The sequence below is a fragment of the Paracoccus sp. SCSIO 75233 genome (assembly GCF_027912675.1).
GTDB lineage: Bacteria > Pseudomonadota > Alphaproteobacteria > Rhodobacterales > Rhodobacteraceae > Paracoccus.
Map to the genome: position 1 here is coordinate 2604554 of NZ_CP115757.1, position 24774 is coordinate 2629327.

22 protein-coding genes are annotated in these 24774 nt (G+C 63.7%); 11 read left to right on the plus strand and 11 right to left on the minus strand.

What is annotated here, in order from left to right; genetic code table 11:
• Positions 1 to 94: 94 nt before the first annotated feature.
• The 4 genes from PAF12_RS12695 to PAF12_RS12710 are packed head-to-tail and all read left to right on the plus strand — an operon-like array spanning position 95 to position 4429.
• A complete protein-coding gene (locus tag PAF12_RS12695) occupies positions 95 to 1945 on the plus strand; it encodes a TonB-dependent siderophore receptor (RefSeq protein WP_271107328.1) in 1851 nt (616 codons plus the stop codon).
• Positions 1939 to 2718 carry an ABC transporter substrate-binding protein gene (locus PAF12_RS12700; RefSeq protein ID WP_271107329.1) on the plus strand — a complete coding sequence of 260 codons (780 nt, stop codon included), beginning with the start codon at positions 1939 to 1941 and terminating at the stop codon, positions 2716 to 2718. The genes PAF12_RS12695 and PAF12_RS12700 overlap by 7 nt, the downstream gene beginning before the upstream one ends.
• Positions 2715 to 3689, plus strand: a complete 975-nt coding sequence (locus PAF12_RS12705) for an iron ABC transporter permease (RefSeq protein WP_271107330.1) — start codon at positions 2715 to 2717, stop codon at positions 3687 to 3689. Before PAF12_RS12700 ends, PAF12_RS12705 begins: the two co-directional genes overlap by 4 nt.
• Positions 3689 to 4429 carry an ABC transporter ATP-binding protein gene (locus tag PAF12_RS12710; protein WP_271107331.1) on the plus strand — a complete coding sequence of 247 codons (741 nt, stop codon included), beginning with the start codon at positions 3689 to 3691 and terminating at the stop codon, positions 4427 to 4429. Before PAF12_RS12705 ends, PAF12_RS12710 begins: the two co-directional genes overlap by 1 nt.
• Before the next feature lie 9 nt (positions 4430 to 4438).
• On the opposite strand, the gene katG is transcribed toward PAF12_RS12710, so the two are convergent.
• Positions 4439 to 6619 carry a catalase/peroxidase HPI gene (gene katG, locus PAF12_RS12715; protein WP_271107332.1) on the minus strand — a complete coding sequence of 727 codons (2181 nt, stop codon included), beginning with the start codon at positions 6617 to 6619 and terminating at the stop codon, positions 4439 to 4441.
• A gap of 138 nt (positions 6620 to 6757) precedes the next feature.
• Between katG and PAF12_RS12720 the strand changes: the two genes are divergently transcribed.
• Together PAF12_RS12720 and lhgO are read left to right on the plus strand one after the other, a co-directional pair.
• Positions 6758 to 7645 (plus strand): hydrogen peroxide-inducible genes activator, encoded by an 888-nt coding sequence (locus PAF12_RS12720; protein WP_271107333.1) that lies wholly within the window; start codon positions 6758 to 6760, stop codon positions 7643 to 7645.
• Positions 7646 to 7716: 71 nt separating this feature from the next.
• Complete coding sequence (gene lhgO / locus PAF12_RS12725) at positions 7717 to 8913, plus strand: L-2-hydroxyglutarate oxidase (RefSeq protein ID WP_271107334.1); 1197 nt, start codon at positions 7717 to 7719, stop codon at positions 8911 to 8913.
• Here lhgO and PAF12_RS12730 read toward each other — a convergent pair.
• From PAF12_RS12730 to PAF12_RS12750, 5 genes are read right to left on the minus strand one after another with little or no spacing between them, the layout of a single operon-like run.
• Positions 8910 to 9704 carry a siderophore-interacting protein gene (locus PAF12_RS12730; protein ID WP_271107336.1) on the minus strand — a complete coding sequence of 265 codons (795 nt, stop codon included), beginning with the start codon at positions 9702 to 9704 and terminating at the stop codon, positions 8910 to 8912. The two genes, lhgO and PAF12_RS12730, sit on opposite strands and share 4 nt — an antisense overlap.
• A 23-nt stretch (positions 9705 to 9727) precedes the next feature.
• The gene (locus PAF12_RS12735; protein ID WP_271107337.1) at positions 9728 to 10468 is read right to left on the minus strand and encodes an ABC transporter permease; all 741 of its coding nucleotides are present in this window, start codon (positions 10466 to 10468) and stop codon (positions 9728 to 9730) included.
• Positions 10465 to 11391, minus strand: a complete 927-nt coding sequence (locus PAF12_RS12740; protein ID WP_271107339.1) for an ABC transporter ATP-binding protein — start codon at positions 11389 to 11391, stop codon at positions 10465 to 10467. The genes PAF12_RS12735 and PAF12_RS12740 overlap by 4 nt, the downstream gene beginning before the upstream one ends.
• The gene (locus PAF12_RS12745) at positions 11388 to 12584 is read right to left on the minus strand and encodes an ABC transporter permease (RefSeq protein WP_271107340.1); all 1197 of its coding nucleotides are present in this window, start codon (positions 12582 to 12584) and stop codon (positions 11388 to 11390) included. The genes PAF12_RS12740 and PAF12_RS12745 overlap by 4 nt, the downstream gene beginning before the upstream one ends.
• A 45-nt stretch (positions 12585 to 12629) precedes the next feature.
• Positions 12630 to 13532 (minus strand): ABC transporter substrate-binding protein, encoded by a 903-nt coding sequence (locus PAF12_RS12750; protein WP_271107341.1) that lies wholly within the window; start codon positions 13530 to 13532, stop codon positions 12630 to 12632.
• Between the two features lie 487 nt (positions 13533 to 14019).
• Here PAF12_RS12750 and PAF12_RS12755 point away from each other — a divergent pair, with 487 nt between their 5' ends.
• Genes PAF12_RS12755 through PAF12_RS12770 form a run of 4 tightly spaced genes read left to right on the plus strand, consistent with a single transcriptional unit; the run spans position 14020 to position 17618 of the window.
• Positions 14020 to 14910 (plus strand): siderophore ABC transporter substrate-binding protein, encoded by an 891-nt coding sequence (locus PAF12_RS12755; protein WP_271107342.1) that lies wholly within the window; start codon positions 14020 to 14022, stop codon positions 14908 to 14910.
• Positions 14907 to 15863, plus strand: a complete 957-nt coding sequence (locus tag PAF12_RS12760; protein ID WP_271107343.1) for an ABC transporter permease — start codon at positions 14907 to 14909, stop codon at positions 15861 to 15863. Before PAF12_RS12755 ends, PAF12_RS12760 begins: the two co-directional genes overlap by 4 nt.
• Positions 15856 to 16863 carry an iron chelate uptake ABC transporter family permease subunit gene (locus tag PAF12_RS12765; RefSeq protein ID WP_368045145.1) on the plus strand — a complete coding sequence of 336 codons (1008 nt, stop codon included), beginning with the start codon at positions 15856 to 15858 and terminating at the stop codon, positions 16861 to 16863. The genes PAF12_RS12760 and PAF12_RS12765 overlap by 8 nt, the downstream gene beginning before the upstream one ends.
• Positions 16860 to 17618 (plus strand): ABC transporter ATP-binding protein, encoded by a 759-nt coding sequence (locus tag PAF12_RS12770; protein WP_271107345.1) that lies wholly within the window; start codon positions 16860 to 16862, stop codon positions 17616 to 17618. The genes PAF12_RS12765 and PAF12_RS12770 overlap by 4 nt, the downstream gene beginning before the upstream one ends.
• 6 nt (positions 17619 to 17624) lie before the next feature.
• Here PAF12_RS12770 and PAF12_RS12775 read toward each other — a convergent pair whose 3' ends face one another.
• The 3 genes from PAF12_RS12775 to puuE form a co-directional block, all read right to left on the minus strand.
• On the minus strand, positions 17625 to 19034 hold the full coding sequence (locus tag PAF12_RS12775; protein WP_271107347.1) for an L-serine ammonia-lyase: 1410 nt from the start codon (positions 19032 to 19034) through the stop codon (positions 17625 to 17627).
• Between the two features lie 129 nt (positions 19035 to 19163).
• Positions 19164 to 19655: an ureidoglycolate lyase gene (locus tag PAF12_RS12780; RefSeq protein ID WP_271107348.1), complete on the minus strand. Its 492-nt coding sequence runs from the start codon at positions 19653 to 19655 to the stop codon at positions 19164 to 19166.
• Positions 19652 to 21067 carry an allantoinase PuuE gene (gene puuE / locus PAF12_RS12785; RefSeq protein WP_271107349.1) on the minus strand — a complete coding sequence of 472 codons (1416 nt, stop codon included), beginning with the start codon at positions 21065 to 21067 and terminating at the stop codon, positions 19652 to 19654. The genes PAF12_RS12780 and puuE overlap by 4 nt, the downstream gene beginning before the upstream one ends.
• A 145-nt stretch (positions 21068 to 21212) precedes the next feature.
• On the opposite strand from puuE, the gene uraH reads away from it, so the two are divergent.
• The gene (gene uraH / locus PAF12_RS12790) at positions 21213 to 21545 is read left to right on the plus strand and encodes a hydroxyisourate hydrolase (RefSeq protein ID WP_271107351.1); all 333 of its coding nucleotides are present in this window, start codon (positions 21213 to 21215) and stop codon (positions 21543 to 21545) included.
• Here uraH and PAF12_RS12795 read toward each other — a convergent pair.
• Positions 21530 to 22453 carry a LysR family transcriptional regulator gene (locus PAF12_RS12795; protein ID WP_271107353.1) on the minus strand — a complete coding sequence of 308 codons (924 nt, stop codon included), beginning with the start codon at positions 22451 to 22453 and terminating at the stop codon, positions 21530 to 21532. The genes uraH and PAF12_RS12795 overlap by 16 nt on opposite strands.
• 117 nt (positions 22454 to 22570) lie before the next feature.
• On the minus strand, positions 22571 to 24727 hold the full coding sequence (locus tag PAF12_RS12800) for a malate synthase G (protein ID WP_271107354.1): 2157 nt from the start codon (positions 24725 to 24727) through the stop codon (positions 22571 to 22573).
• Positions 24728 to 24774 lie beyond the last annotated feature (47 nt).

The window sequence follows — 24774 nt, forward strand, 5'->3', positions numbered from 1 at the left end:
GGCACGATCCGCAGCGGTGAACCCTATCACCCTGCGGGCGCAATCCCGCAGACGCAAACCAACTTCCGGGCTTTGCCCGTACAGGAGCAAGCCGATGCGCCTATCCCTTTTGCTATCCGCCGCCCTTATCCCCGCAACCGCACTGGCACAGGAAAAACCAATTCTGCTCGACACGATCTATCTGGAGGCCGGGCTGACACCCATCGAAGCGCAGGCATATGGCCGCGCGAACAGTGTCATTACCGCCGAAGATATCGAGGCGCGTGGCATCCATACGGTACAGGACGCACTGCGCGGCCTGGCCGGGCTGTCCGTCAGCAGTTCCGGCACCAGCAATACCCAGATCCGCATCCGGGGGGCGGAGGCAAACCATACCCTCGTTCTGATCGACGGCGTCCGCGCGGCTGCGGGGGACAGTGAATATTACCTCTCCGGTCTCGATACCGCCAATATCGACCGCATCGAGGTTCTGCGCGGGCCACAATCCGTGTTCTTCGGCGCCGACGCCTCTGCCGGGGTGGTCAACATCATCACCCGCCGACCCGGTGTCGGCACCGAAGCTGGCGGCAAGCTCGAAATCGGCAATGGCTGGGCCGCCGCCGTTCATGCCAGCCGCCGGGACGAGCGCGGCGGTGTAAACTTTACCGCCATGAAGCGGGACGATAACGGCTACGACCATTCCGGCAGCGGCGGCGAAGATGACGGCATCCGGCGGCGCGAGTTGAAACTGTCTTTCGACCGGCAGCTTACCGATACCCTTAGCGCGGGCTTCATGATCCGCGACGCACGGGAAGAATATGATTACGACGGCACCTCATGGACCGCTGCGACAGAAGACGAATACGTCATCGACAGCGGCGACTACGGTAAGCGCGACGAGACCGCTGGCCAGATCTGGACAAAACTCGAAACCATGAACGGTCGCCTGCTCCATAGCCTCTCCTACGATCAGACCCGGTTCCAGCTGAGCCAGAATGACGGGCCCGCCGACAAGGCCCGGACTGACATCTGGAAATATCGCGCGGTCTATGGTCTCGACGGGGCATATGCGACGGCCAACCAGACGCTCGCCCTTGGGCTGGAGCAGCGCAAGGACGAAAACAGCGTCGCCACCGACCAGAACCGCCGCAGCGATTCCGCCATCCTCGAATATCGCGGGGCATTCGGGAACGGGCTGGATGTTCAGCTTGGACTGCGGCGCGACAATAACGACCTGTTCAAGGACGCCACGACATGGTCGCTCGGACTGTCCTACGAATTACCGAACGCGCCGCTGCGCCTTCATGCCTCTGCCGGCACAGGTGTCGTCAACCCGAGTTATCTGGAGTTGTTCGGCGGCTATGGTTATGCTGGCAACCCCGATCTGAAACCGGAGGAGAACCGTGGCTTCGACATCGGCGTTGAGGCGACGGTCCTGGCCGGTCGCGGCACCGTCGATCTGACCTATTTCCGCGAGGATCTGGAGAATGAGATCAGCTTCAGCGGCACCGCATTGGCGAACGGAACGAACTACTACAACCAGACCGGCACCAGCGCGCGGCAGGGCGTCGAAGCGTCATTCGACATTCAGGCGACGGATTCGCTGCGCATCGGCGGCAACTACACCTATCTCGACGCGAAGGACCCGGATGGACAGGTCGAAATCCGCCGCCCGCGTCATACATTGGGGCTGAACGCGGCCTATCTGTTCGCGCAAGGCCGTGCGCGCCTGTCAGGCGATCTGCTTTATGTCGCGGGGAACGATGACGCCCAGTATTTCGGCAGCTACGAAACCAAAGAACTGCCGGATTACACCGTGGTCAATATCGCGGCTGGATATGATCTCACGGATAAAGTCCGCGTCACCGGGCGTGTGACGAATTTGTTCGATGAGGACTACGCCGAAACATGGGGCTACGCCACGCCAGGCCGCAAAGCCTATCTGGGCCTAGAAGCCAGATGGTAAGAATGCTCGCCGCGCTTGCCTTTCTGTTCGCCAGCGCGGCGAACGCGGCGCCCGGGCGGGTCGTGTCGGTCAATCTCTGCACCGATCAGCTTGCAATGCTGATTGCCACGCCCGGTCAGCTTGTTTCAGTGTCATGGCTGGCCGCCGATCCGTCGGTCTCACTGATGGCGGAGGAGGCGCGGCAGGTCGGGCTGAACCATGCCGGGGCGGAGGAGATTTACCTCTCCCGTCCCGATCTGGTTCTGGCCGGACCCTTCGCGGCGCGGGCGACCGTGGACATGCTGACCCGGCTCGGCATCCGGGTGGAGACGGTTCCGCCCGCGAACTCCGTCGAAGATATCCGCGCCAATATCACCCTTATGGGCGAACTGCTCGGGCAGCCCGACCGCGCTGCGGGACTGCTGTCACAGTTTGACGCCGATCTGGCGGCGCTTCCGAAAGGCCGCGGCAAAGTCGCGACCACTTACGGTGCGAACAGCTTCGCGAACGGCGCGGAGTCCCTTTCCGCAGATATGATGCGCCGCGCCGGTCTGGTTCTGCTTGCCGACAGGCTGGGACATAGTGGCGGGGCGCTTGCGCTGGAACAGCTGGTCATGGCCGAGCCGGAAATGCTGATTATTGGCAGCCGATACGAGACACCTTCACGCGCCGAAGCGATCGTTGACCACCCGGCAATCGCCGCAATGACCGCTGAACGCTTCATGACAGCCGACAGGGACTGGATGTGCGGGCTGCCCGCCGTGACCGGAACCATCGCAAGGCTCGCGCAATGAAGGTCACAGTTCCGCTGGCACTTCTTTGTGCGGGGCTTTTCTGTGCCTCGCTGCTCATCGGGCCCGCCAATATTGGTATCACCGACAGCCTGCGCGCGCTTGTCAGCGGTGATGGCGCAACCGGGTTGGTCATGCGCGAAATCCGGCTGCCGCGTGCGGTTCTTGCCCTGATGATCGGCGGTTGCCTCGGCCTCTCCGGCGCGGCGATGCAGGGCTATCTGCGCAATCCGCTGGCCGAACCGGGGCTGATCGGTGTCTCCGCCTCCGCTGCCCTCGGCGCAGTCATCGCGCTGCAAACCGGCTTCGCCGCAGCTTTCGCGCTTGCGCTGCCACTCGCGGCGCTCGGGATGGCGGGGCTCGCAGTCGGGCTGGTGGTGCTGATGGCAGGGCCGGGCGGGGGATCGCTGGCGCTGATCCTCGCCGGGGTTGCAGTGTCGGCGCTTGCCGGGGCGCTCACCTCGCTGGTGCTGAGCCTGTCGCCCAACCCGTTCGCCGCCGGAGAGATCGTGTTCTGGATGATGGGCTCGCTGGCCGACAGGTCATGGCTGCATGTCGCCATTGCCGCCCCGGTCATGGCGGCGGGTGCAGCGGCATTGTTCGGTATCGGTCGCGGCCTCGATGCGCTGACACTGGGTGAGGACGCCGCCGCCTCACTGGGCGTCAGCCTGCCGCTGCTGCGGCTGCGCATCATCTTTGGCGTCGCCGCCATGGTCGGCGCAGCAACCGCCGTCGCGGGGGCTGTGGGCTTTGTCGGACTGGTCGTGCCACATCTGCTGCGCGGCGCAGTCGGGGCAGAGCCGGGGCGGCTTCTGCCGGCATCGGCGCTTGGCGGGGCGGCAATGGTGCTGGCCGCTGACATCGCAGTTCGGGTGGTGCTGCCCGGACGCGACCTGAAGCTGGGGGTGGTGATGGCCCTGATCGGGGCGCCCATCTTCCTGCATCTGATCTGGCGGCAAAGGCAGGCGTTCTGATGCAGCTTGTGATCACAGGCCTGACTGTCCGGCGCGGGCAGCACATCACGCTCAACGGGGCTTCGCTGACCATCAGTCCCGGCGAATGCGTAGGGCTGATCGGCCCGAACGGCGCGGGCAAGACGACATTGCTGCGCGCGGCCCTTGGGCTGATCCCGGCGGACGGGGCGTCGAACCTCACCGCCCTGCCCCCTGCCCGCCGAGCCCTTGCCGCTGCGTGGCTGCCCCAGACACGCGAGACCGCCTGGCCCGTCACCGTCGAAACACTGATCCGGCTGGGTCGCATTCCGCATCGCCGCCCGGATGCCGATCCGGCGCATATCGAAGCGGCACTGAACCGGATGAACCTCACAAAACTGCGCCACCGGAAGGTCACCGAATTATCGGGCGGCGAACAGGCCCGCACCCTGCTCGCCCGCACACTGGCGCAGGACACGCCGATCCTGATGGCCGACGAACCCATTGCAGGGCTGGACCCGGCCTATCAGATCTCGACCATGACGCTGTTCCGCAGCCTCACCGATGAGGGGCGCGCGGTCGTCGTTTCGTTGCATGATCTCGGGCTGGCAGCGCGGCATTGCACAAGGCTGGTGCTGATGGATCAGGGCCGTATCGTCGCGGATGGCCCGCCCGCCGAGGTGCTGACGCCGGACAACCTGTCCCGTAGCTTCGGCATCGAGGGGTTCTTTGCTCAGGAAAAAGAGGGGCCGGTGTTCCAGCCCCTCCGTGTTCTGTCATAGTTCAGCCGCTTACGCCGCCAGCTTCACATCGAAGCGGTCGGCCTCCATCACCTTGGACCACGCCGCCACGAAATCACGCACGAATTTTTCGGCGTTATCGTCCTGCGCATAGACCTCGGCATAGGACCGCAGGATCGAGTTCGATCCGAACACCAGATCGGCCCGCGTCGCGGTCCATTTGGTTTCGCCGGTCTGCCGGTCGCGGATGTCATAAAGCCCGTTTCCGGTCGGAACCCAGCTATAGCGCATATCGGTCAGGTTGACGAAGAAGTCGTTCGTCAACTGGCCCTCGCGCTCGGTGAACACGCCATGTTTGGTGCCGCCGTGATTGGTGCCCATCACCCGCATCCCGCCGACAAGCGCCGTCATCTCCGGTGCGGTCAGGCCCAGAAGCTGGGTGCGGTCCAGCATCATCTCCTCGGGGGAGACGACATAGTCCTTCTGGGCGTAGTTGCGATAGCCGTCGGCCAGCGGCTCCAGCGGCTCAAAGCTTTCCGCATCGGTCTGCGCGTCGGTCGCATCGCCACGGCCGGGCGAGAACGGCACGCTGACATCGTGGCCAGCCGCCCTCGCCGCCTGCTCGACACCGACATTACCGGCCAGCACGATCACATCGGCCAGCGAGGCACCGGCTTCCTGCGCAATCGGCTCCAGCACCGACAGCACACGCTGCAACCGGGCAGGCTCGTTGCCGTCCCAGTCCTTCTGCGGAGCGAGCCGGATGCGCGCGCCATTGGCACCGCCACGCATGTCCGAGCCGCGATAGGTCCGGGCGCTGTCCCACGCGGTCGAGACCAGGTCAGGGATCGACAGGCCACTGGCCGCGATCTTCGCCTTCAGTGCCTCGACATTATAGCCAGTCGGACCTTTCGGGATCGGGTCCTGCCAGATCAGCTCCTCGGCAGGAACATCCGGGCCGAAATAGCGATCCTTCGGACCCATGTCGCGATGCGTCAGCTTGAACCACGCACGGGCGAAAGTGTCGTCGAAATAGGCCGGATCAGCGCGGAATTTCTCCAGAATGGCGCGGTAGGTCGGATCGACCTTCATCGCCATATCTGCATCGGTCATGATCGGCGTTGTCTTGATCGACGGGTCTTCGACATCGACCGGCCTGTCCTCTTCAGCGATTTCGACCGGCTCCCACTGCCACGCACCGGCGGGGCTTTTCTTCAGCTCCCACTCATGGTCGAGCAGCATGTCGAAATAGCCCATATCCCATTTCGTCGGGTTCTTGGTCCAGGCACCTTCGATACCGCTGACGACCTGATCGCGGCCAATGCCACGGCCCTGCTTCTTCACCCAGCCGAGGCCCTGCTCCTCGATATCCGCCCCTTCGGGCGCGTCGGTCAGGTCTTCGGCCCGGCCATTGCCGTGGGACTTGCCGATGGTGTGGCCACCGGCGGTCAGCGCGGCGGTCTCCTCATCGTTCATCGCCATCCGCTTGAAGGTCTCGCGCACCTGATAGGCGGTCTTCTGCGGGTCCGGCTGGCCGTTCACGCCTTCCGGGTTCACATAGATCAGACCCATCTGCACAGCGGCGAGCGGGTTTTCCATTGTCTCCGGCTGCTCGACATTGTCGTAACGGCCATCGGACGGGGCCAGCCATTCCTTCTCCGCGCCCCAGTAAACGTCTTTCTCCGGGTGCCAGATATCTTCGCGACCGAAGGCGAAGCCGAAGGTTTTCAGACCCGCGACCTCATAAGCAATCGTTCCGGACAGGATGATCAGATCCGCCCAGGAAATCTTGTTGCCGTATTTCTTCTTGATCGGCCACAGCAGGCGACGACCCTTATCGGTGTTGGCGTTGTCCGGCCAGCTGTTCAGCGGCGCGAAACGCTGGTTGCCGGTCCCGCCACCACCACGGCCATCGGCGAGGCGGTACGAACCCGCCGCGTGCCACGCGACGCGGGCGAACATGCCGACATAGCTGCCCCAATCCGCCGGCCACCAATCCTGGCTCTCGGTCATGAGCGCGCGCACATCGTTCTTCAACGCCTCGATATCGAGCGTTTTCAGTTCGTCACGATAGTTGAACTCGCCGCCCATCGGATTGGGCTTGCTGTCATGCTGGTGAAGAATGTCGAGATTGAGCGCGTTCGGCCACCACTCAGTCACCGAATCGCCACTGGCGGTATTGCCGCCATGCATTACCGGACATTTGCCCTGCGGGATATCATTGCCGTCCATATCAAACTCCTAGCTGGCTGATCCCGGACGGTAATTCGTCCGGAACAGGCGTTGCTCGCGCCGTTTCGGGGCTCAGTCTAACAAGACAATAAGATCATGAATAATTGCATTTTCTTACCGATACTATAAGCTTGCCTGATGCAAAGCCTGACGCTCAAACAGCTCCGCTATTTTGAAGCCCTCTCCCGCCACTGTCAGTTCGGTCGCGCGGCTGAGGACTGCGCGATCACCCAGCCCGCGCTCTCCATGCAGATCAAGGAGCTCGAGGCGCAGCTTGGCGCACCCCTTGTCGAACGTGGGGCGCGACAGGTACGTCTGACGGCGCTTGGCGAGCAATTCGCCATCCGCGCCCGCGACATTCTGCATGCCGTGGACGAGCTGGGCGATCTGGCCCGCGCCGATGGCGATCAGCTTTCCGGCCCTTTGCGGATCGGGGTGATCCCGACCGTCGCGCCCTATCTGCTGCCGGGGCTGATGCACAGGCTTGCAGAGCAGTTTCCCGCCCTCGACCCCCAGCCTCGTGAAACGGTCACGGCGCGGCTGATCGAAGACCTCTTGGAATCGCGCCTCGACATTGCCATCGTCGCATTGCCGGTCTCGGAACCTGCCTTGCACGAAGAACCGCTATTCGACGAAGAATTCATGCTCGTCCGCCCGGCCGCAGATGCCAAGAAGCCAGTTCCGAGCGCCGAGAACCTGCAGGAAATGCGCCTGCTGCTGCTGGAAGAAGGGCATTGTTTCCGCGATCAGGCCCTGTCCTTCTGCAAGCTGCCGCAAGCGCCGCGCGGGCTGATGGAGGGCAGTTCGCTCTCCACCCTCGTGCAGATGGTCGGGGCCGGGATCGGTGTGACGCTGATCCCGGAGATGGCCGTCCCGGTCGAGGCCCGCACGGCAGGCATATCGGTCGCACGGCTGCCTGCGCCCCGGCCCGGTCGGACCATTGGCATGGTGTGGTGCAAGTCCAGCCCGCTCGCCAAGCGTTTTGCCGAAATTGCCCGCCTCGTGGCGGAGCTGGGCGGGACTTAGGCTTGACGTGAGATACCCGCTTCGCTTTCCTCCCGCACGGTGCAGGGATGCTGCGCAGAAGGGGCATCGGTATGATATATGATTTCGCCATTATCGGCGGCGGCATTGTCGGGCTCGCCACGGCGCGCGCACTGCTTGACCGTCGTCCGGGCGCGTCGCTTGTGCTGCTGGAGAAGGAGGACGGGCTGGGGCGTCACCAAACCGGCCATAACTCCGGCGTCATCCATACCGGCATCTATTATCAGCCCGGCTCCCTCAAGGCGCGGCTCTGCCGTGAGGGGGCGCAGCGCAGCAAGGCATTTTGCGACGCGCATGGCATCGCTTATGAGCCGCGCGGCAAGCTGATCGTCGCCACTCGCCCCGACGAAGTGCCACGGCTCGATGCCCTTCATGATCGCGCCCATGAAAACGCGATCAAGGTCGACATGATCGACGCCGCTGAAATCCATCAAAGGGAGCCCAACATTACCGGGCTTAAGGCCCTCTGGGTGCCGGACGCAGCGATTGTCAGCTACAAGGCGATCCTCGACGCGATGGCGGAAGAGCTGCGCGAGGCTGGCGCGGATATTCGCCTTGCCACCACGCCCGATGCTATCCGCGAAACCCCAGATATGGTGGAGATCGAAACAGCAAGCGGCACCATCTCTGCCCACATGCTTGTCGCCTGCGCAGGACTGCAATCGGACCGGATCGCCCGCATGGCGGGGATGACGCTGAAACATCGCATCGTGCCGTTTCGCGGCGAGTATTACCGGCTGGCGCCGCGCTGCAACGATATCGTGGGCGCGATGATCTATCCGGTGCCGGAGCCGGGATTGCCCTTCCTCGGCACGCATCTGACGCCGATGATCGACGGATCCGTCACCGTGGGTCCGAACGCCGTTCTTGGCCTGTCGCGGGAGGGCTATCCGAAGTTCTCCACTAATTTGCGAGACGTCGCGGATATGGCACGTTTTCCGGGCTTCTGGAAATCCATCGCCGCGAACCTGCGCCCCGGCCTGAAGGAAATGGGGGATTCGCTGTTCAAGCGCCGCTATCTCGCCGCCTGCCAGCGTTACTGCCCGTCCCTGACGCTGGACGATCTGAAACCGATGGAATGCGGGATCCGGGCACAGGCGGTCATGGCGGATGGCAGCATGCAGCATGACTTCCTGTTTCTGGACAGCCCGCGCATGCTGCATGTCTGCAACGCCCCCTCGCCAGCTGCGACATCGGCCATGCCGATCGGGGATATGATCGCCGAGAAGCTGCTGGCGCGGGAGGGTTAATCCGACGCCTGCCCGAGCGTCCAGTAATTCGACAGCCGGACGTGATCCGGGTCCAGATCGCGGCCGTCAAGCACCTCCCGCAGGGCCGCAATGGCGCCACGCTCGCCCCCGGCCCAGACGTAGTGGTCACGCGGAATATCTGCGTCATCCACCAGCCGCGCCATGGTTTGCGGATCGGCGGGATCGTAGGAATGCCAGTGAATATGCGCCGCATCCGGCGCGCGCAGATCAAGCCGGGCTTCTTCCGCCTCGATCAGAATATGCGCTGTCACCTTTGCATCGCTTGGCAACTGCTCCAGCCAGTTCGCAATTGCGGGCAGGGCGCTTTCATCTCCGAAAAGCAAGAAGCCCGCCGCCTCCGGCAGCAATCTCGCGGCGCGCGGGCCACCGATATGCAGCACCTGCCCCGGAGCGGCCTGCGCGGCCCAGAGTCCGGCAGCACCATGCCCGTGAAGGACAAAGTCAATATCCAGCGTCTCCGCCCCGACCACGAAGCCGCGCGGCGTGTATTCCCGTGCCGTCGCCGGCGGATCATCGGGCCAGTGCAGCCGCCCGTCGCCGCGCGTCGGCAGCACGGTTTCCCCGGTGTCAGGGTCCGGCAGGAAAATCTTCACATGCGGATCAGGTCCGGGGCTTTCAAAGGCCGGATAGCTTTGCCCGTCCAGTTCGAATGCGCCAAGCTGCGGCCCGCCGAGTGTGATACGGCGCATCCGGGGCGACAGATCGCGAACGGCGACCACCTGCAATTCACGAAGGGTAATTGGGAAACGGCGGATTTCGGGTGCTGGCATGATTTTTCACTCATCAGACGGGATCAGGCCCGCGACAGGCCGATCCGTTTCGCGGCGCGGGATTCGAGCGCCTGAAACGCCTCATAGATCATCACGGCCAGGATGCCCACCACCAGACCGCCCTGCACGACAAACGCCGTGTTGGAGGTCAGCAGCCCGGCGATGATCGTCTCACCCAGCGTCTTGGCCGCGACCGTAGAGCCAATCGTCGCCGTCCCAAGCGAGATCACCGCCGACAACCGCACCCCGGCGAGGATCAGCGGCGTGGCCAGCGGCAGCTCGATCTGGAGCAAGCGCTGACGCTGGGTCAGCCCCATACCACGCGCCGCCTCGACAACCTGCGGGGGCAGATTGGTCAGCCCGGTCAGCGTATTCTCGAAAATCGGCAGCAGCCCGTACAGGAACAGCGCCACCAGCGTCGGCCAGGCGCCGAAACCCAAGACCGGCACCGCAAGCGCCAGCACGGCAACGGGCGGGAAGGTCTGGCCCACGGCGGTCACGGTCCGGGCCAGCGGCAGGAACTCACGCCCGGCGGGCCGGGTCACGAGGATCGCGAGCCCAACCGCCACGACGGTCGAGGCGACAACCGCCGCCAGCACCAGCCCGATATGGGAAACCGTCAGACGCAACAGGCTGGTCTGGGTATATATCGGCGGCGCATTGTTACTGGTCAGTGGCCTGAACAAGGCGGCGAAACTTTCCGGTCTGCTCAGAAAGGCCACCAGAAACAGCACGGCACAGGCCAAAAGCACACGACCCGTCATGCCGCCTCGCCATCGGCATGCGCACGCAGCGCATCCAGCGTGACCACGCCACCACCCGCGACCGGCAGAGCATCCCGCCCCGACCACAGGCATTCGGCCAGCGCATCGCGCAAGCTGGCATCGGGCGAGATTTCAGCCCCCGAGGCCTCACCCGGACAGGCAACCTGCGCGACGCGGGTCAGGGACAGCAACCGGAATGGCCGCTCACCCGAACCGATCAGTTCCCGGACAAAAGGCGCGGCAGGCGCGGTCAGAATCTCGGCGGGCGGTCCATATTGCAGCAAGCGACCCTGATCCATGACCGCGATCCGGTCGCCGAGCGCCACCGCCTCTTCCATATCATGCGTCACAATGATCAGCGTGGTGCCCAGCCGGCGCTGAAGGCTGCGCAGATCCTCCTGCGCCTTGGCGCGGATCACCGGATCGAGCGCACCGAACGGCTCATCCATCAGCAGCAGCTCAGGCCGCGCGGCGAGCGCACGCGCCACGCCGACACGTTGCTGCTGACCGCCGGACAGTTCATGCGGCAGCCTGTCGCGAAACTCGCCCGGCTCCATCTGGAACATCTCAAGCAGCTCATCGATGCGGGACGATATCTCCGCCTCTCTCCAGCCCAGCAATTGCGGCACGGTGCCGATATTCTGCGCCACCGTCCGATGCGGAAACAGACCGTGACCCTGAATGGCATATCCGATCCGGCGGCGCAGCAGATGCGGGGCAATCGTCGCGGTATCCTCCCCCCCTATCAGTACGGTGCCGGATGTCGGCTCGACAAGGCGGTTAATCATTCGCAGCAGCGTCGTCTTGCCCGAACCCGACGTTCCGACAAGCGCCGCGATCTGCCCCTTCTCGACGGAAAAGCTGACATCGTCGACCACAGTCGTCATGTCGTAGCGCTTGGTCAGGTTCTGAATCTCGATCATGCCGCGCGTCCTTTGCGGTTCCTGTGATCCAGCCCCTCGACCAGCAGATCGAGCGCGATACCCGCCACGAGCGCCAGCGCAATCGTCGGCAATGCACCCAGCAGAACAAGGTCCATTGCGTTCTGGTTGAGGCCCTGAAACACGAATGTGCCGAAACCGCCGCCGCCGATCAGCCCGGCGATCACCGCAAGCCCGATATTCTGCACCAGCACGATCCGCACCGCCGCGAGCAGCACCGGCAAGGCAAGCGGGATCAGCACGCCCCGCATGACTTGCGCGGAGGTCATGCCGAGCCCGAACGCCGCCTCTCGCGCCGCGGGCGACACTCCGGTCAGACCGACCAGCGTGTTCGATACCACTGGCAGCAGCGAATAGAGAAACAGCGCCACAAGGGCCGGAAACACCCCGATCCCGGCGATCCCAAGCTCCGCCGCGCCCGATATGTTCGCCGCAATCCAGCCGAAGATCGGGATCATGATCCCGAACAGGGCAAGCGACGGAATGGTTTGCAGAATATTCAGTACGCCCAGCACCGGCCTGCGCAGCCGGGGTCTGAGATAAATCAGGATCCCGGCAGGCAGCCCGATCAGCATAGCGAGCCCCAGCGACCCGAACGCCAGCAGCAGATGCCGCGACGCCTCCCTGACAAAAACCGCCTGCCTCGCGTCATATTCCCGCATCACCGACACAGCATCGAGCCAGCCCGAGGCGACCAGCAAGAGCGTCCCCGCGACTGACGCCGCGAGCATCCCCCACTGGCCGCGCAGCGACAAATGCATCCTCGACAGCGCATCGGTCGCCATCAGCGCAAAGGCAAGAAACAGCAGCCAGAAGCCTGAGGCTGGCGCCACACGCGCCATCGTATCGCCGTCGGGCGTCAGGCTGCGCGCCGCCCCGCCGAGAGCGAGAAGCGCCGCAACCACCCCTCCGCAGCCAATTGCGAGCCGCAGCCAGCCCGGTAGTTTGCCGCTCACACCAGCCAGAAACCCCGCCGCAAGGATCGCCGCAGCAGCCCATCCCGCCGGGTCCAGTGCCGCCACAAGCCGCACCCCCTCACCCAGAACGATCCGGTTCGCCTTGAACTGAACCAGCGGCAGCGCAAGCGCGATCAGCCCAAGCGCTGCAAACAGCACCCCCGGGCGGCTAAGATGCCAGTCACGCCGCACTGCGCCGGGAATCGGAATGTCGGTCATTTCGGCACCTGGCTACTCGGCAAAGACAAGAGGTGGACCGCACTATCAGTCCAGAACCCCCTGCTGGGTCAGGTAATCGCGGGCGACGTTTTCCGCCGGTTCGCCGCCGACCTGAATACGTCCGTTCAGCTCCTGCAGCACCTCCAGCGACAGCCCCTCGAAGATCGGGCTCAGCACCTCCGCAATCCGGGGGTTCGCATCCAGCACTTCCTGACGGATGATCGGGGTCGGCTGATAAACCGGCTCCACCTCCTTGTCGTCAGCCATCACCACCAGCCCCGCTGGCGCAATGCCCCCGTCGGTCCCGTAAACCATCGCCGCATTCACGCCAGAGGTCTGCTGCGCCGCCGCCGCAATCGTGGCCGCCGTATCGCCGCCCGAAAGCTGCACGATCTGATCGGGGGTCAACTGGAACTCATAGGTTTCCTGAAACGCCGGAAGTGCGGCAGGCGAGGTCACGAACTCCGTCGACGCGGCGAGCTTCACATCGCCGCCGCCGGACACATATTCCCCGAAATCGCTCATCGTCGCCAGCCCATGCGCGTCGGCCAGGTCCTGCCGGACGGCCAGCGCCCAGGTGTTGTTCGCGGGCGACGGCGTCAACCAGACAATGCCATTTTCGGCGTCCAGTTCGGCTGCACGCGCATAACCCTCGGCGGGGTTCTTCCAGATTTCGCTGTCGGCCTCATTGTGAAAGAAGGCCGCATTGCCGGTGTATTCGGGGTAAATATCGATCTGGCCGGAGATCAGCGCATCCCGCACGATTGGCGTCCCACCAAGCTGAAGCCGGTTTTCGACGGGCAGGCCTGCATCTTCAAGCGCGAGATAGATGATATTGCCCAAGAGCCCACCCTCCGTATCGATCTTCGACGAGACGGTGATTTCCTGCGCGGCGGCGGTTCCTGCCACGCAGAACACAGCGGCGGCCAGAGTGGAAAAGCGGTTCATGAGATCGGCTCCTGTTGAGGTCGCATTACAGCATAGCGTTCGTATTGTCCGTTATGCGCAACCCATAAACTACCCTCAAAATGGGGCATCGATGCAATGCACTATTATGTTTGTTTAAAATCGCGGTTAATTTTTGCTCTTTCCCCGCTGACCGGGAACAGCGGTCGGCAAAGCGAATCGCTGGCGCAAAGCTCGGGCCGGGCCTCCCGATCATTGCCTGCGACATAATGGGCAGATTTACCCGCTGACCGGCAGATGCCTGCACATTCTGCCGCCGGGTGTTTCGCCCATCGGATTTCTTACCTGTTTCCCCGCAAGTTACAGCTTCGGGCAGATCAGGCCGACCGACATTCCTCACGCCCAGCACTCGGCTCAAAAGCCGTAGAATTTTACTCAGTCTCTGGACGCTGCATTCCCGCAGGTCTAGATACAGCCCGTCACGTGCAGCCAGATACCAGCTACACCTGAACCGTCAGAGGATAAGAATATGCGTCGCTATATTGCGCCTGCCCTTGTTGCGTCATGTCTGGCCACCACTGCTTTCGCCGAGGATGTGACCATTGAAACCGCCCTGGGCGCGGCCACCGTCGAAGCCAATCCGGAAATTGTCGTTGCTTATGATGTCGCGGCGATTGACACGCTGGGCGCTCTGGGCGTGGAACTGGCTGGCGTGCCGGATAACCTCTACATTCCGGCCCTGCAGAACGTCGCGGGCGAAAAGGTCGGCACGCTGTTCGAGCCCGATCTGGAAGCGCTCGCCGGTCTTGGCCCGGACCTGATTATCGTCGGCAGCCGGTCCGCCGCGATGAAAGACAGCGTCGAGCAGGTCGCCCCGGCCATCGACATGACCATCGGCCCCGACCTGATCGCGGAGACCGAAGCACGGATCGACGCCTACGGAACCTTGTTCGGCATGCCGGAAAAGGCCGCCGAACTGCGCGGCTCCATCGACGAGAAGCTGGCCGCCCTGAAAGCCGCCGCCGAGGGCAAGGGCACCGCCCTGATCGTCATGACCAATGGCCCCAAGATGGCGGCTTACGGCGCGGGTTCGCGCTTCGGCTGGCTGCATGACGCGACCGGAATGGAACCCGCAATCGAAGACCTGTCCAGCACCGAAAATCACGGCAATGTTCTGACCCATGAGGCGATTGCGGAGGCGAACCCGGACTGGCTGCTCATCCTCGACCGTGGTGCCGCCGTCGGTGACGAGGGGCAAAGCGCTGCGGAAACGCTGAAATCTCAGCTTGTCGAAAGCACGACCGCCTGGTCCAACGATCAGGTCATCTACCTGCCTGCGGCTGAGCTTTATATCGGCGGCGGCGGCTATGGCTCGCTCATCACCGTCATCGACGCCCTGACCGAGGCGCTTGGGGCGTGACATCCCCGCTCGGCGTGACGATCGCGGCGATCCTGCCGCTGACGCTGGCCAGCCTCATGACCGGGGCAGCCAGCGTCGATATTTTCGCCGCGCTGAACGACCCCTGGGCGATGCTCGTCCTGATGGAATCCCGTCTGCCCCGGACGCTGTCCGTGCTGCTGACGGGCGCGGCACTATCAGTTGCGGGCATGCTGCTGCAATCGCTGGTGCGCAACCGCTTCGTCGGGCCGGATACGGTCGGGACCACGGAAAGCGCGGCACTCGGCCTGCTTGCCGTCACACTGCTCGCCCCCGGCATGCCGATCTGGGGCAAGATCGCCATCGCCAGCCTGTCCGCGATGGCCGGTACGGCGCTGTTCATGGCCATGATCCGCCGCCTGCCCCCGCGTGAGATCATGCTGGTTCCGATCACCGGCATCGTGCTTTCCGGCGTTATCGGCTCCGTCGTCGCCTATATCGCCTGGCAAGCGGACCTGATGCAGTTCATCACCACATGGCTGATGTCGGGCGAGTTCTCCGGCGTCATCGCCGGGCGCTACGAAATCTTGTGGATCGCCGCCGCAGCCGCTGCGCTTGCATGGTTCGCCGCCGACCGTTTCGCCATTCTTGCACTGGGCGAGGAGGTCGCGACCGGGCTTGGCCTAGGCACCAAAGGCGTGATGCGGCTCGGGCTCGGGGTGATTGCGCTGGTGACCGCGATGGTTGTGACGACAGTCGGGATGATCCCATTTATCGGGCTGGTGGTGCCGAATATCGTGTCGCGGATCATGGGCGACAATCTTCGACGCTCGCTGCCAATGGTTGCGGCATCCGGGGCGGCGCTGCTGCTGGCCTGCGATCTGCTGGGCCGGCTTGTCCGCTACCCGTTCGAGATCCCGGTCGGCACCGTCATGGGCTTCCTCGGCTCGGGCATCTTCCTCTGGCTCCTCTACCGGCGGCCTGCGCGTGGCTGATACGGCGCTGCATATGTCCGCCGGGGTGAGGCCGCGCGGCATCCGCCTGCTGACTGGGCTGGGACTGCTGCTGCTGGCCGCCTCCGCATTCTGGATGTTTCAGGGCCTCGGCGACGGCAATCGCGCGTTCATCCTGCAACTGCGCGCCACCAAGCTGGTGGCATTGCTGACAGTCGGCGCGGCAGTTGGCGTTTCGACCGTCATGTTCCAGACCGTCGCCGGGAACCGGGTGCTGACGCCGTCGATCATGGGGTTCGATGCCCTCTATATCCTGCTGCAAACCGCAATGGTTGCGGGGCTTGGCACAGCCGGTTTCGCCGCCCTGCCCGATACCGCGAAGTTCTTCGCCGAAGTCGCGATCATGTGCGCCCTGTCGGTCATCCTGTTCGGCACATTGCTCGGCAGCGGCTCGCGAGATATCGGGCGGACCATCCTGACCGGGGTGATCCTCGGCGTCATGTTCCGTTCTGCAAGCACATTGCTGGCACGGCTGATCGACCCGAACGAATTCGCCGTCGTGCAGGGCGCGACCGTGGTCAACTTCACCCGCGCCGATGCGACACTGCTGCCGGTCGGAGCCGCGATCTGCGTCGCGGTCATCCTGCTGGCGCTGCGCCTTGCCCCCCGGCTGGATGTCATGGCCCTCGGCCGCGATGCTGCCGTTTCGCTGGGGCTGCGCCATGATCGGATGGTGATCCTGACGCTCGGCCTCGTGGCGATCCTCGTGTCGGTCTCCACGGCGCTTGTCGGCCCCCTCTCCATGTTCGGCGAGGCCGCATTCTTCGGTCTGGTCATCGCCGGTATCGCGCACGGGCTGGCCCGCACACATCGCCATCAGGTGCTGCTACCAGCCGCAGCACTGATCGCAGGGAATATCCTCGTCATCGGGCAAACGGTGTTTGAGCGCCTGATGGGACAGCAGGCCGCGCTTTCCGTGGTGCTGCAATTCGCGGGCGGTCTGTTCTTCCTCTATTTGCTGCTCAAGGGGCGCATCCGATGATCGAGCTGTCCGCCGTCCGCCACGACATTGACCGCACCCCCATCCTGCACGGCATCACGGCGCGGATCCCCAAGGGCAAGCTGACCGCGCTGATCGGCCCGAACGGTGCTGGCAAATCGACCCTGCTGCGGCTGATCGGACGGCTGGAACCGCTGCAATCGGGTGAGATCGTCGTGGACGGGCACGATATCAGGATCACCCCCACAGCCGAACTGGCACGGGTTCTGGCTGTTCTTGGCCAGCAGACCGTAATCGCAAGCCGCCTGCGCCTCGCTGAACTGGTCGGATTTGGCCGCTGGCCGCATCACCACGGCCACCCACGCCCGCAGGATCGTCAGGCGGTCGATGCCGCCCTGAAAGCGTTTGACCTCAGCCCGCTGTCCAGCCGCTTTCTGGACGAGGTTTCCGGCGGTCAGGCACAGCGCGCCTTCCTCGCCATGACCTTCGCGCAGGACACCGACTGGCTGCTGCTGGATGAACCGCTGAACAATCTCGACATGTCCCACGCCCGCGCGCTGATGGCACGGCTGTCTGAACTGGTGCGCGAGACCGGCAAAAGCGTCGTCGTCGTCGTGCATGAGGTCAACTACGCGGCAAGCTGGGCGGATCATATCATCGCGCTGAAGGATGGCCGCGTTGCCGCGACAGGGACACCCGATCAGGTGCTGACGACCCAGACCCTGACCGATCTCTACAATACACCAGTCGAGATCATGCAGCACAAGGGTCGCCCGCTGGTCCTGCATCATTGCTGATGCGGATCAGCACTCCGGCAGATTGACGGCAATCCCGCCGGTCGATGTCTCCTTGTATTTCTCGCTCATATCCGCCCCGGTCTCCCGCATGACCCGGATGCAGTTATCCAGCGGCATGAAATGCTGCCCGTCACCACGCAGCGCCAATGACGCGGCCGAAACCGCCTTGATCGCGCCAAGCGCATTGCGTTCGATACAGGGCACCTGAACCAGACCCGCCGCCGGATCGCAGGTCATGCCCAGATGATGCTCCAGCGCCACCTCCGCTGCATTCTCCACCTGCGCATTCGTCCCGCCAAGCGCCGCGCATAACCCCGCTGCCGCCATTGCGGAGGCAGAGCCGACCTCCCCCTGACAGCCGACCTCCGCGCCGGAGATTGACGCGTTATGCTTGATCAGCCCGCCAATCGCCGCGGCCACCAGCAGCAGATCGCGGCAGCCCTGCGTCGTCGCGCCGACACAGTGATCGCGGTAATAGCGCAGCACCGCCGGCACCACCCCAGCAGCACCATTGGTGGGCGAAGTCACAACACGGCCTCCCGCCGCGTTCTCCTCGTTCACGGCCATGGCATAGACGCTCATCCAGTCGTTCGCCTGATGCGGCTGGGCAAGGTTCATGCCCTTCTCCGCCTGCAACTGCTCATGGATCGCCTTCGCCCGCCGCCGCACCTTCAGGCCACCGGGCAGAATGCCATCCCGGCCCAGCCCCCGTTCGATGCAATCATCCATCGTGCTCAGGATATTGTCGATCTTCGTATCCAGCGACGCCCCATGCAGCACCGCCTCATTCGCGCGCTTCATCCGGGCGATGCTTAGACCCGATTTTTCGCCCATCTCCAGCATCTCCGCTGCAGTCCCGAAGGGATAGGGGAACGCCATCTCCTCCTGCCGCTCGCGCATGGCAGGCGCATCACTCCGCTGCGCCTCAAGCTCAGCCTCCGTGACCACGAAACCGCCGCCAACAGAATAGTAGACCTGCCGATGATAGGGATGCCCTGCCGCGTCATAGGCGGCGAGTTCCATCCCATTCGCATGGCCGGGCAGGGGCGGGCCGAAATCGAAAACCAGATCCTCCTGCGGATTGAAGCGCAATTCCCCCAGTCCGTCCGGCCGGATCAGGCCCGTCCGCCGCACCTCCGCCTCAAGCGCATCGGCCTGATCGAGATCCAGCGTCTCCGGCCTCAGCCCGCACAGGCCGAGGATCAACGCGCGGTCGGTCGCATGCCCCTTGCCCGTCCACGCCAGCGAACCATACAGCCGCGCGCCCAGACGATGGACCTGCCCGGCACCGGGTATCCGCTCCACATTGCCGCGCAGATCGTCCAGAAACCGCGCCGCCGCGACCATCGGCCCCATCGTGTGCGAGGAGGACGGGCCGATGCCGATCTTGAACACATCGAATACGGAAAGGAACATCGGGCTGTCCTGAGCTGGCTAGGATGGCGGTCTGCCCGTCAGACGGGCAAGTCCAATCCTAGCGATCAGTTCCGCCGGATCAACAGAGCTTTGGAAGCAATTTTACCGATCCGCGGGGCCGATCAAACCCTATTCCGAGCGCACCGTCACCGGCGCATCCAGATGATATTCGTCAAGATTGTTGCCGCCACCGATCCGGTCCACCACGGCATAAATGCCGGTCCCGTCCAGCGGACACAGCACCCCGTGCCAGACGTTGCGATGCAGGTTCACCCCCTGCCCCGCCCGCGCGATAAAGGCGCGGATGGTCCCCGGCACACCGTTATCATCCTCCGCCACGGTCACCAGAAACCGCGACTGCGACATCGGGATAAAAGCTTGCGAGCCGAGCGGATGCCGCTCCAGCAACTCCAGCCGATAGGGCATTTCAGCGAGTTCAGAGTTGAACAGGCTGATCCCTGCGTGACCGTCACCGAAATCCAGACGCGCCAGATCGTGATGCCGCCCGCATCTGCCCTTGTTGATCAGCTTGTCCGGCGCGCCGTCGATATGTAGCACCTCGCCAAAGGGCGCAAACGCCTCCGCCGTCAGCGCTTCGGTCACGATATCGGGCCGGGTCATGGCAGAACCTCCGTCAGGCGCAATTCGGCGATGCGTTCGACCTGCCGGCAGGCTTCGGCAAATTCGGTCGGGCGGTCATTATCGATCCGGCGGCGGAACGCGGCGAGGATGCCCGCCTTGTCATGATCACGCACCGCGATAATAAACGGGAAGCCGTGCTTTGCGACATAGTCGTCGTTCAGCCGCGTGAACTCCTCCCGCTCGGCATCGGTCAGCGCATCCAGCCCGGCACTGGCCTGCTCAGCCGTGGATTCCGCCGTCAGCCGTTTCGCCTGCGCCAGCTTCCCCGCCAGATCGGGGTGGGCGGTCAGCACGCCCAGCCGCTCCTCCTCCGAGGCGGAACGGAAGGCGCGGCACAGCGCATTATGCAGCCCAACCGCAGAGTCATGCGCCGGTCCCAGTTCAAACCCATAGGCCCGCTCCGCGATCCACGGCGAATGCTCGAAAATCCCGCCATATTTCGCCACGAAGCTGCTGCGGTCCATCTCGCTCGGGCGATCATGCTGCTGCGGCGGATGCGTCGCCGCCCAGTGCCGCGCAATGTCGATGCGGCGCGGCGTCCAGACACCGTCGAAGCCCTGAATATACTCAATGAAGCGCTTCAACCCCGCCAGCTTGCCCGGACGCCCGATCAGGCGGCAATGCAGGCCCACGCTCATCATCTTGGGCGCACCGGCCTCCCCTTCGGCATAAAGCACGTCGAAAGCATCTTTCAGATACTGGAAGAACTGCTCGCCCGTGATGTAGCCCGGCGCGGTCGCAAAACGCATATCGTTGGCTTCCAGCGTATAGGGAATAATCAACTGATCCCGCCCGCCGATGCGCTTCCAATAGGGAAGATCGTCGTCATATGTGTCGGAGATATAGGCGAACTGCCCGGTTTCCGCCGTCAACTCGACCGTATTGCAGCTACACCGCCCGGTATACCAGCCCTCCGGCGGCGCGCCGACGACCTCTGTGTGCAGGCGGATCGCCTCGGCAATCGCGTCACGCTCCTCCTCGGCGGGCATATCCTTGTGTTCGACCCATTTCAGCCCGTGGCTGGCGATCTCCCACCCGGCGGATTTCATCGCCGCGACCTGCTCCGGGCTTCGGGCGAGCGCGGTTGCGACGCCGTATATCGTCACTGGAATATCCGCGCCGGTGAACAGACGATGCAAGCGCCAGAACCCGGCCCGCGCGCCATATTCGTAAATCGACTCCATGTTCCAGTGCCGCTGCCCCGGCCACATGGCGGCCCCGGCGATGTCGGACAAAAATGCCTCCGACGCCATATCGCCGTGCAGGATCGAGTTCTCCCCGCCCTCTTCATAGTTCAGCACGAACTGCACCGCGACTTTCGCCCCGCCCGGCCATTTCGGATCCGGCGGGTTCGCCCCATAGCCACGCATGTCCCGAGGATAACGATTCATGAAACTCTCCCGTAAAGCTCAGAGTGTTCTAGCCCAGCCCGGCCCGCAGGACTTTCGCATTATTCCAGAAGCAGCTTCGCGTTGCGAGTCGCAGGGCGGCGTGGTCTCATCAACACATCATATCGTCACGGACAAGGAAACGCATATGGCTGGCTATCTGACGACGCATGTTCTGGACACGGCGAAAGGCACGCCCGCGCAAGGGCTGAAGATCGAGCTTTACCGGCTCGACGGCGAAACCCGCAGCCATCTGAAAACCCTCACCACCAATGATGACGGCCGCACGGACGAACAGATCCTGCCCGAGGCCGAATTCGCAACCGGCAGCTATGAGCTGGTGTTTCATGCCGGGGATTACCTTGGCAAACGCGATTTCCTAGACGTGATCCCGCTGCGCTTCACCATGTCAGAGCAGAGCCATTATCACGTCCCCCTGCTGCTATCGCCCTACAGCTATTCGACCTATCGCGGAAGCTGACCGGCCTCTTTGACCGCCGTCTGAATGTGATCGACCATGAAGTCGATGAAAAGCCGCGTCTTCGGGTCCTGACGGCGCCGATGCGTGTACAGACACGCCATCTGCACCGGCAAAGGTGGTTGATGCGGCAGCACGGCAACCAGACGGCCGTCGCGCAGGTGATCGACCACCTCGAACACCGGCTTCAGCACGATCCCCAGACCGGCCAATGCCCAGCCGGTCAGAACCTCGCCGTGATCGCATTCCAGCGGCCCCTCCACCGGAACCCGCTCGATCCCGTCATCGGTCTGTAAGGGCCACTGAAATTCCGGCGCACCGGGAAAGCGCAAATTCAGGCAGTCATGCTTGCTTTTGACCAGATCGGCGGTACTGGCCGGCACGCCGCGCTGCGCCAGATAGTCCGGTGACGCGCAAAGCACCCGCGGGCAATCCGCGATCTTTCTGATCCGCATCGAGGAATCCTCGGGGTGGCCAAGGAAAAACGCCGCATCCAGACCCTCCGCCGCAATATCCAGCCGCCGGTCGGACAGGCGCAACCTGATGTTGATTTCCGGATATGTCTCGCGAAACGCAGGCACGGCGGGCGCGATCAGCCGCTGCCCGACGCCCAGAGGTGCTGCAACATATAACGTGCCGCGCGGATTGGCGGTGACATCGCTGATCTCCGCCTCCGCCTCGTCCACGGCCTCCAGAATCTTGACGGCACCGGGATAGAAAATCTGCCCCTGCTCCGTCGGGTTCAGCATCCGCGTGGTGCGCTGAAACAGCCTTACACCCAGATGTTCCTCAAGCTGCGAGATCCGCGACGACGCCACAGCCGCCGAAATCCGCAGATCCCGCGCCGCCGCCGACATCGACCCAAGGTCATAGACGCGAATGAATGTGCGGATGTTATCCAGATAGGCCATGCGAAATCTTCGGCAAAATTTGAAATGATTCACCGTTTTTCGCATAAAGCCGAACGCCGCGCCAGATGCGGCGCGGCGTTTGGACATATTGCAATCGCCAATGGCAGACGGTCCCGGTCACGCGACCCCGTGCTTTTCCTTGAATTTCAGCCGGTATTCATGAAGCAGCGGCTCCGTATAGCCCGAGGGCTGCGCGCGACCCTTGAACACCAGATCGCAGGCCGCCTGAAACGCGAGCGAATTCGACCCGTCACCCATCGGCAGATAGGCCGGATCGCCCTCATTCTGCCGGTCGACGATGGCGGCGGCCTTCTTCATCGCCTCCATCACACGATCCTCGCTGACCACACCATGATGCAGCCAGTTGGCGAGCATCTGGGAGCTGATCCGGCAGGTCGCCCGGTCCTCCATCTGGCCGACATCGTTGATGTCCGGCACCTTCGAGCAACCGACGCCCTGATCGACCCAGCGGACCACATAGCCCAGAATACCCTGTGCGTTGTTCAGGATTTCCGCGTCGATCTCGTCATCCGGATAGAGGTTCGACGGCGCCAGCGGGATCTCCAGCAGCTCATCCAGCGTCCGGCGCGGCACCTGTTTCAGGATCTCGTCCTGACGCTCATGCACATTCACCTGATGGTAATGCGTCGCGTGCAGCGTGGCGGCGGTCGGCGACGGCACCCAGGCACAGTTCGCACCGGATTTCGGGTGGCCGATCTTGGCCTCCAGCATCGCTTCCATCCGGTCGGGCATGGCCCACATGCCCTTGCCGATCTGACCCTTGCCCTGGAAACCGCAGGCCAGCGCGATATCGACATTGCGGTCCTCATAGGCGGACAGCCATGTCTCATCCTTCATCTGCGCCTTGCGCTTCATCACCCCCGCTTCCATCGAGGTATGAATTTCATCCCCCGTCCGGTCGAGGAAGCCCGTATTCACGAAGGCGACCCGATGTTTCGCGGCGCGGATGCACTCCTTGAGATTGGCGGAGGTACGCCGCTCCTCATCCATGATGCCCAGCTTCACGGTGTGGCGCGGCAGGCCCAGAATATCCTCGACCGCCCCGAAAATATCGTCCGCCAGCGCAACCTCATCCGGCCCGTGCATCTTCGGCTTCACCACATAGACCGACGCGGCCGAATTCGCCTGCTTCCCCTTCAGATCGTGGATCGCCGCGGCCACGGTGAACAGCGCGTCCAAGAGCCCCTCCGGCGCTTCCTTGCCGTCTGCGGTCAGCACGGCCGGGTTGGTCATCAGATGGCCGACATTGCGCACGAACATCAGCGCCCGGCCCTTGAGGCTCGCCGCTTGCCCATCCGCGCCGGTATAGGCGATGTCATCGGCAAGCCGGCGGGTCATCTGCTTGCCGCCTTTCTCGAAGCTCTCCTGCAACGTGCCCTTCATCAGGCCCAGCCAGTTGCCGTAAGCCAGAACCTTGTCGGTCGCATCGACGGCGGCCACCGAATCCTCGCAATCCATGATCGCGGTCAGCGCCGATTCCAGCCGCACATCAGCGACGCCTGCCTTGTCGGTCTTGCCGATGGCGTGATCGCGGTTGATGTCGATGATGATGTGCAGCCCGTTATGAACCAGCACGATCCCCTTGGGCGCATCCGCCGCACCGATATAGCCCGCCAATGCCGTCGGATCGGCCAGCCCGACCTCGCCGCTGCCGGTCGCAACCACCAGCTTGCCACCCTTCACGACATATCCCGTCGCATCAGCATGGCTCGCCCCGTCCAGCGGGACCGCGCCGTCCAGAAAATCCTTCGCCCAGGCGATCACCTGCGCGCCGCGCGCCGGATCGTAGCCCTTGCCCTCCGGCAGGCTGCCCATAGCGTCAGAGCCATAAAGCGCATCGTAAAGACTGCCCCACCTTGCATTCGCCGCATTCAGCGCAAACCGCGCGTTCATCACCGGCACCACAAGCTGCGGGCCGCATACCGTGGCGATCTCAGGATCGACATTCGCCGTCTCGATGACGAAATCACCGCCCTCCGGCACCAGATAGCCGATCTCTTCCAGAAACGCGCGATAGGCCGACGCATCATGCGCCGCACTCCGGTGATCCAGATGCCAGCGGTCGACCTTGGCCTGCAGATCCTCACGGCGGGCCAGCGCGTCAGCATTCAGCGGCCCGAAACGCCCGACCAGATCGGAAAGCCCCTTCCAGAAATCTTCGGCAGAGACGCCCGTTCCCGGCAGCAATTCACCCTCAGCGAATTTCGCCAGCTCATCGGCCACCTGCAACCCGGATTTCTGAACATATGCCATATCGTCGCTTCCCCATATTATTAATCGGCAGGCATTCCGCCCGCCGA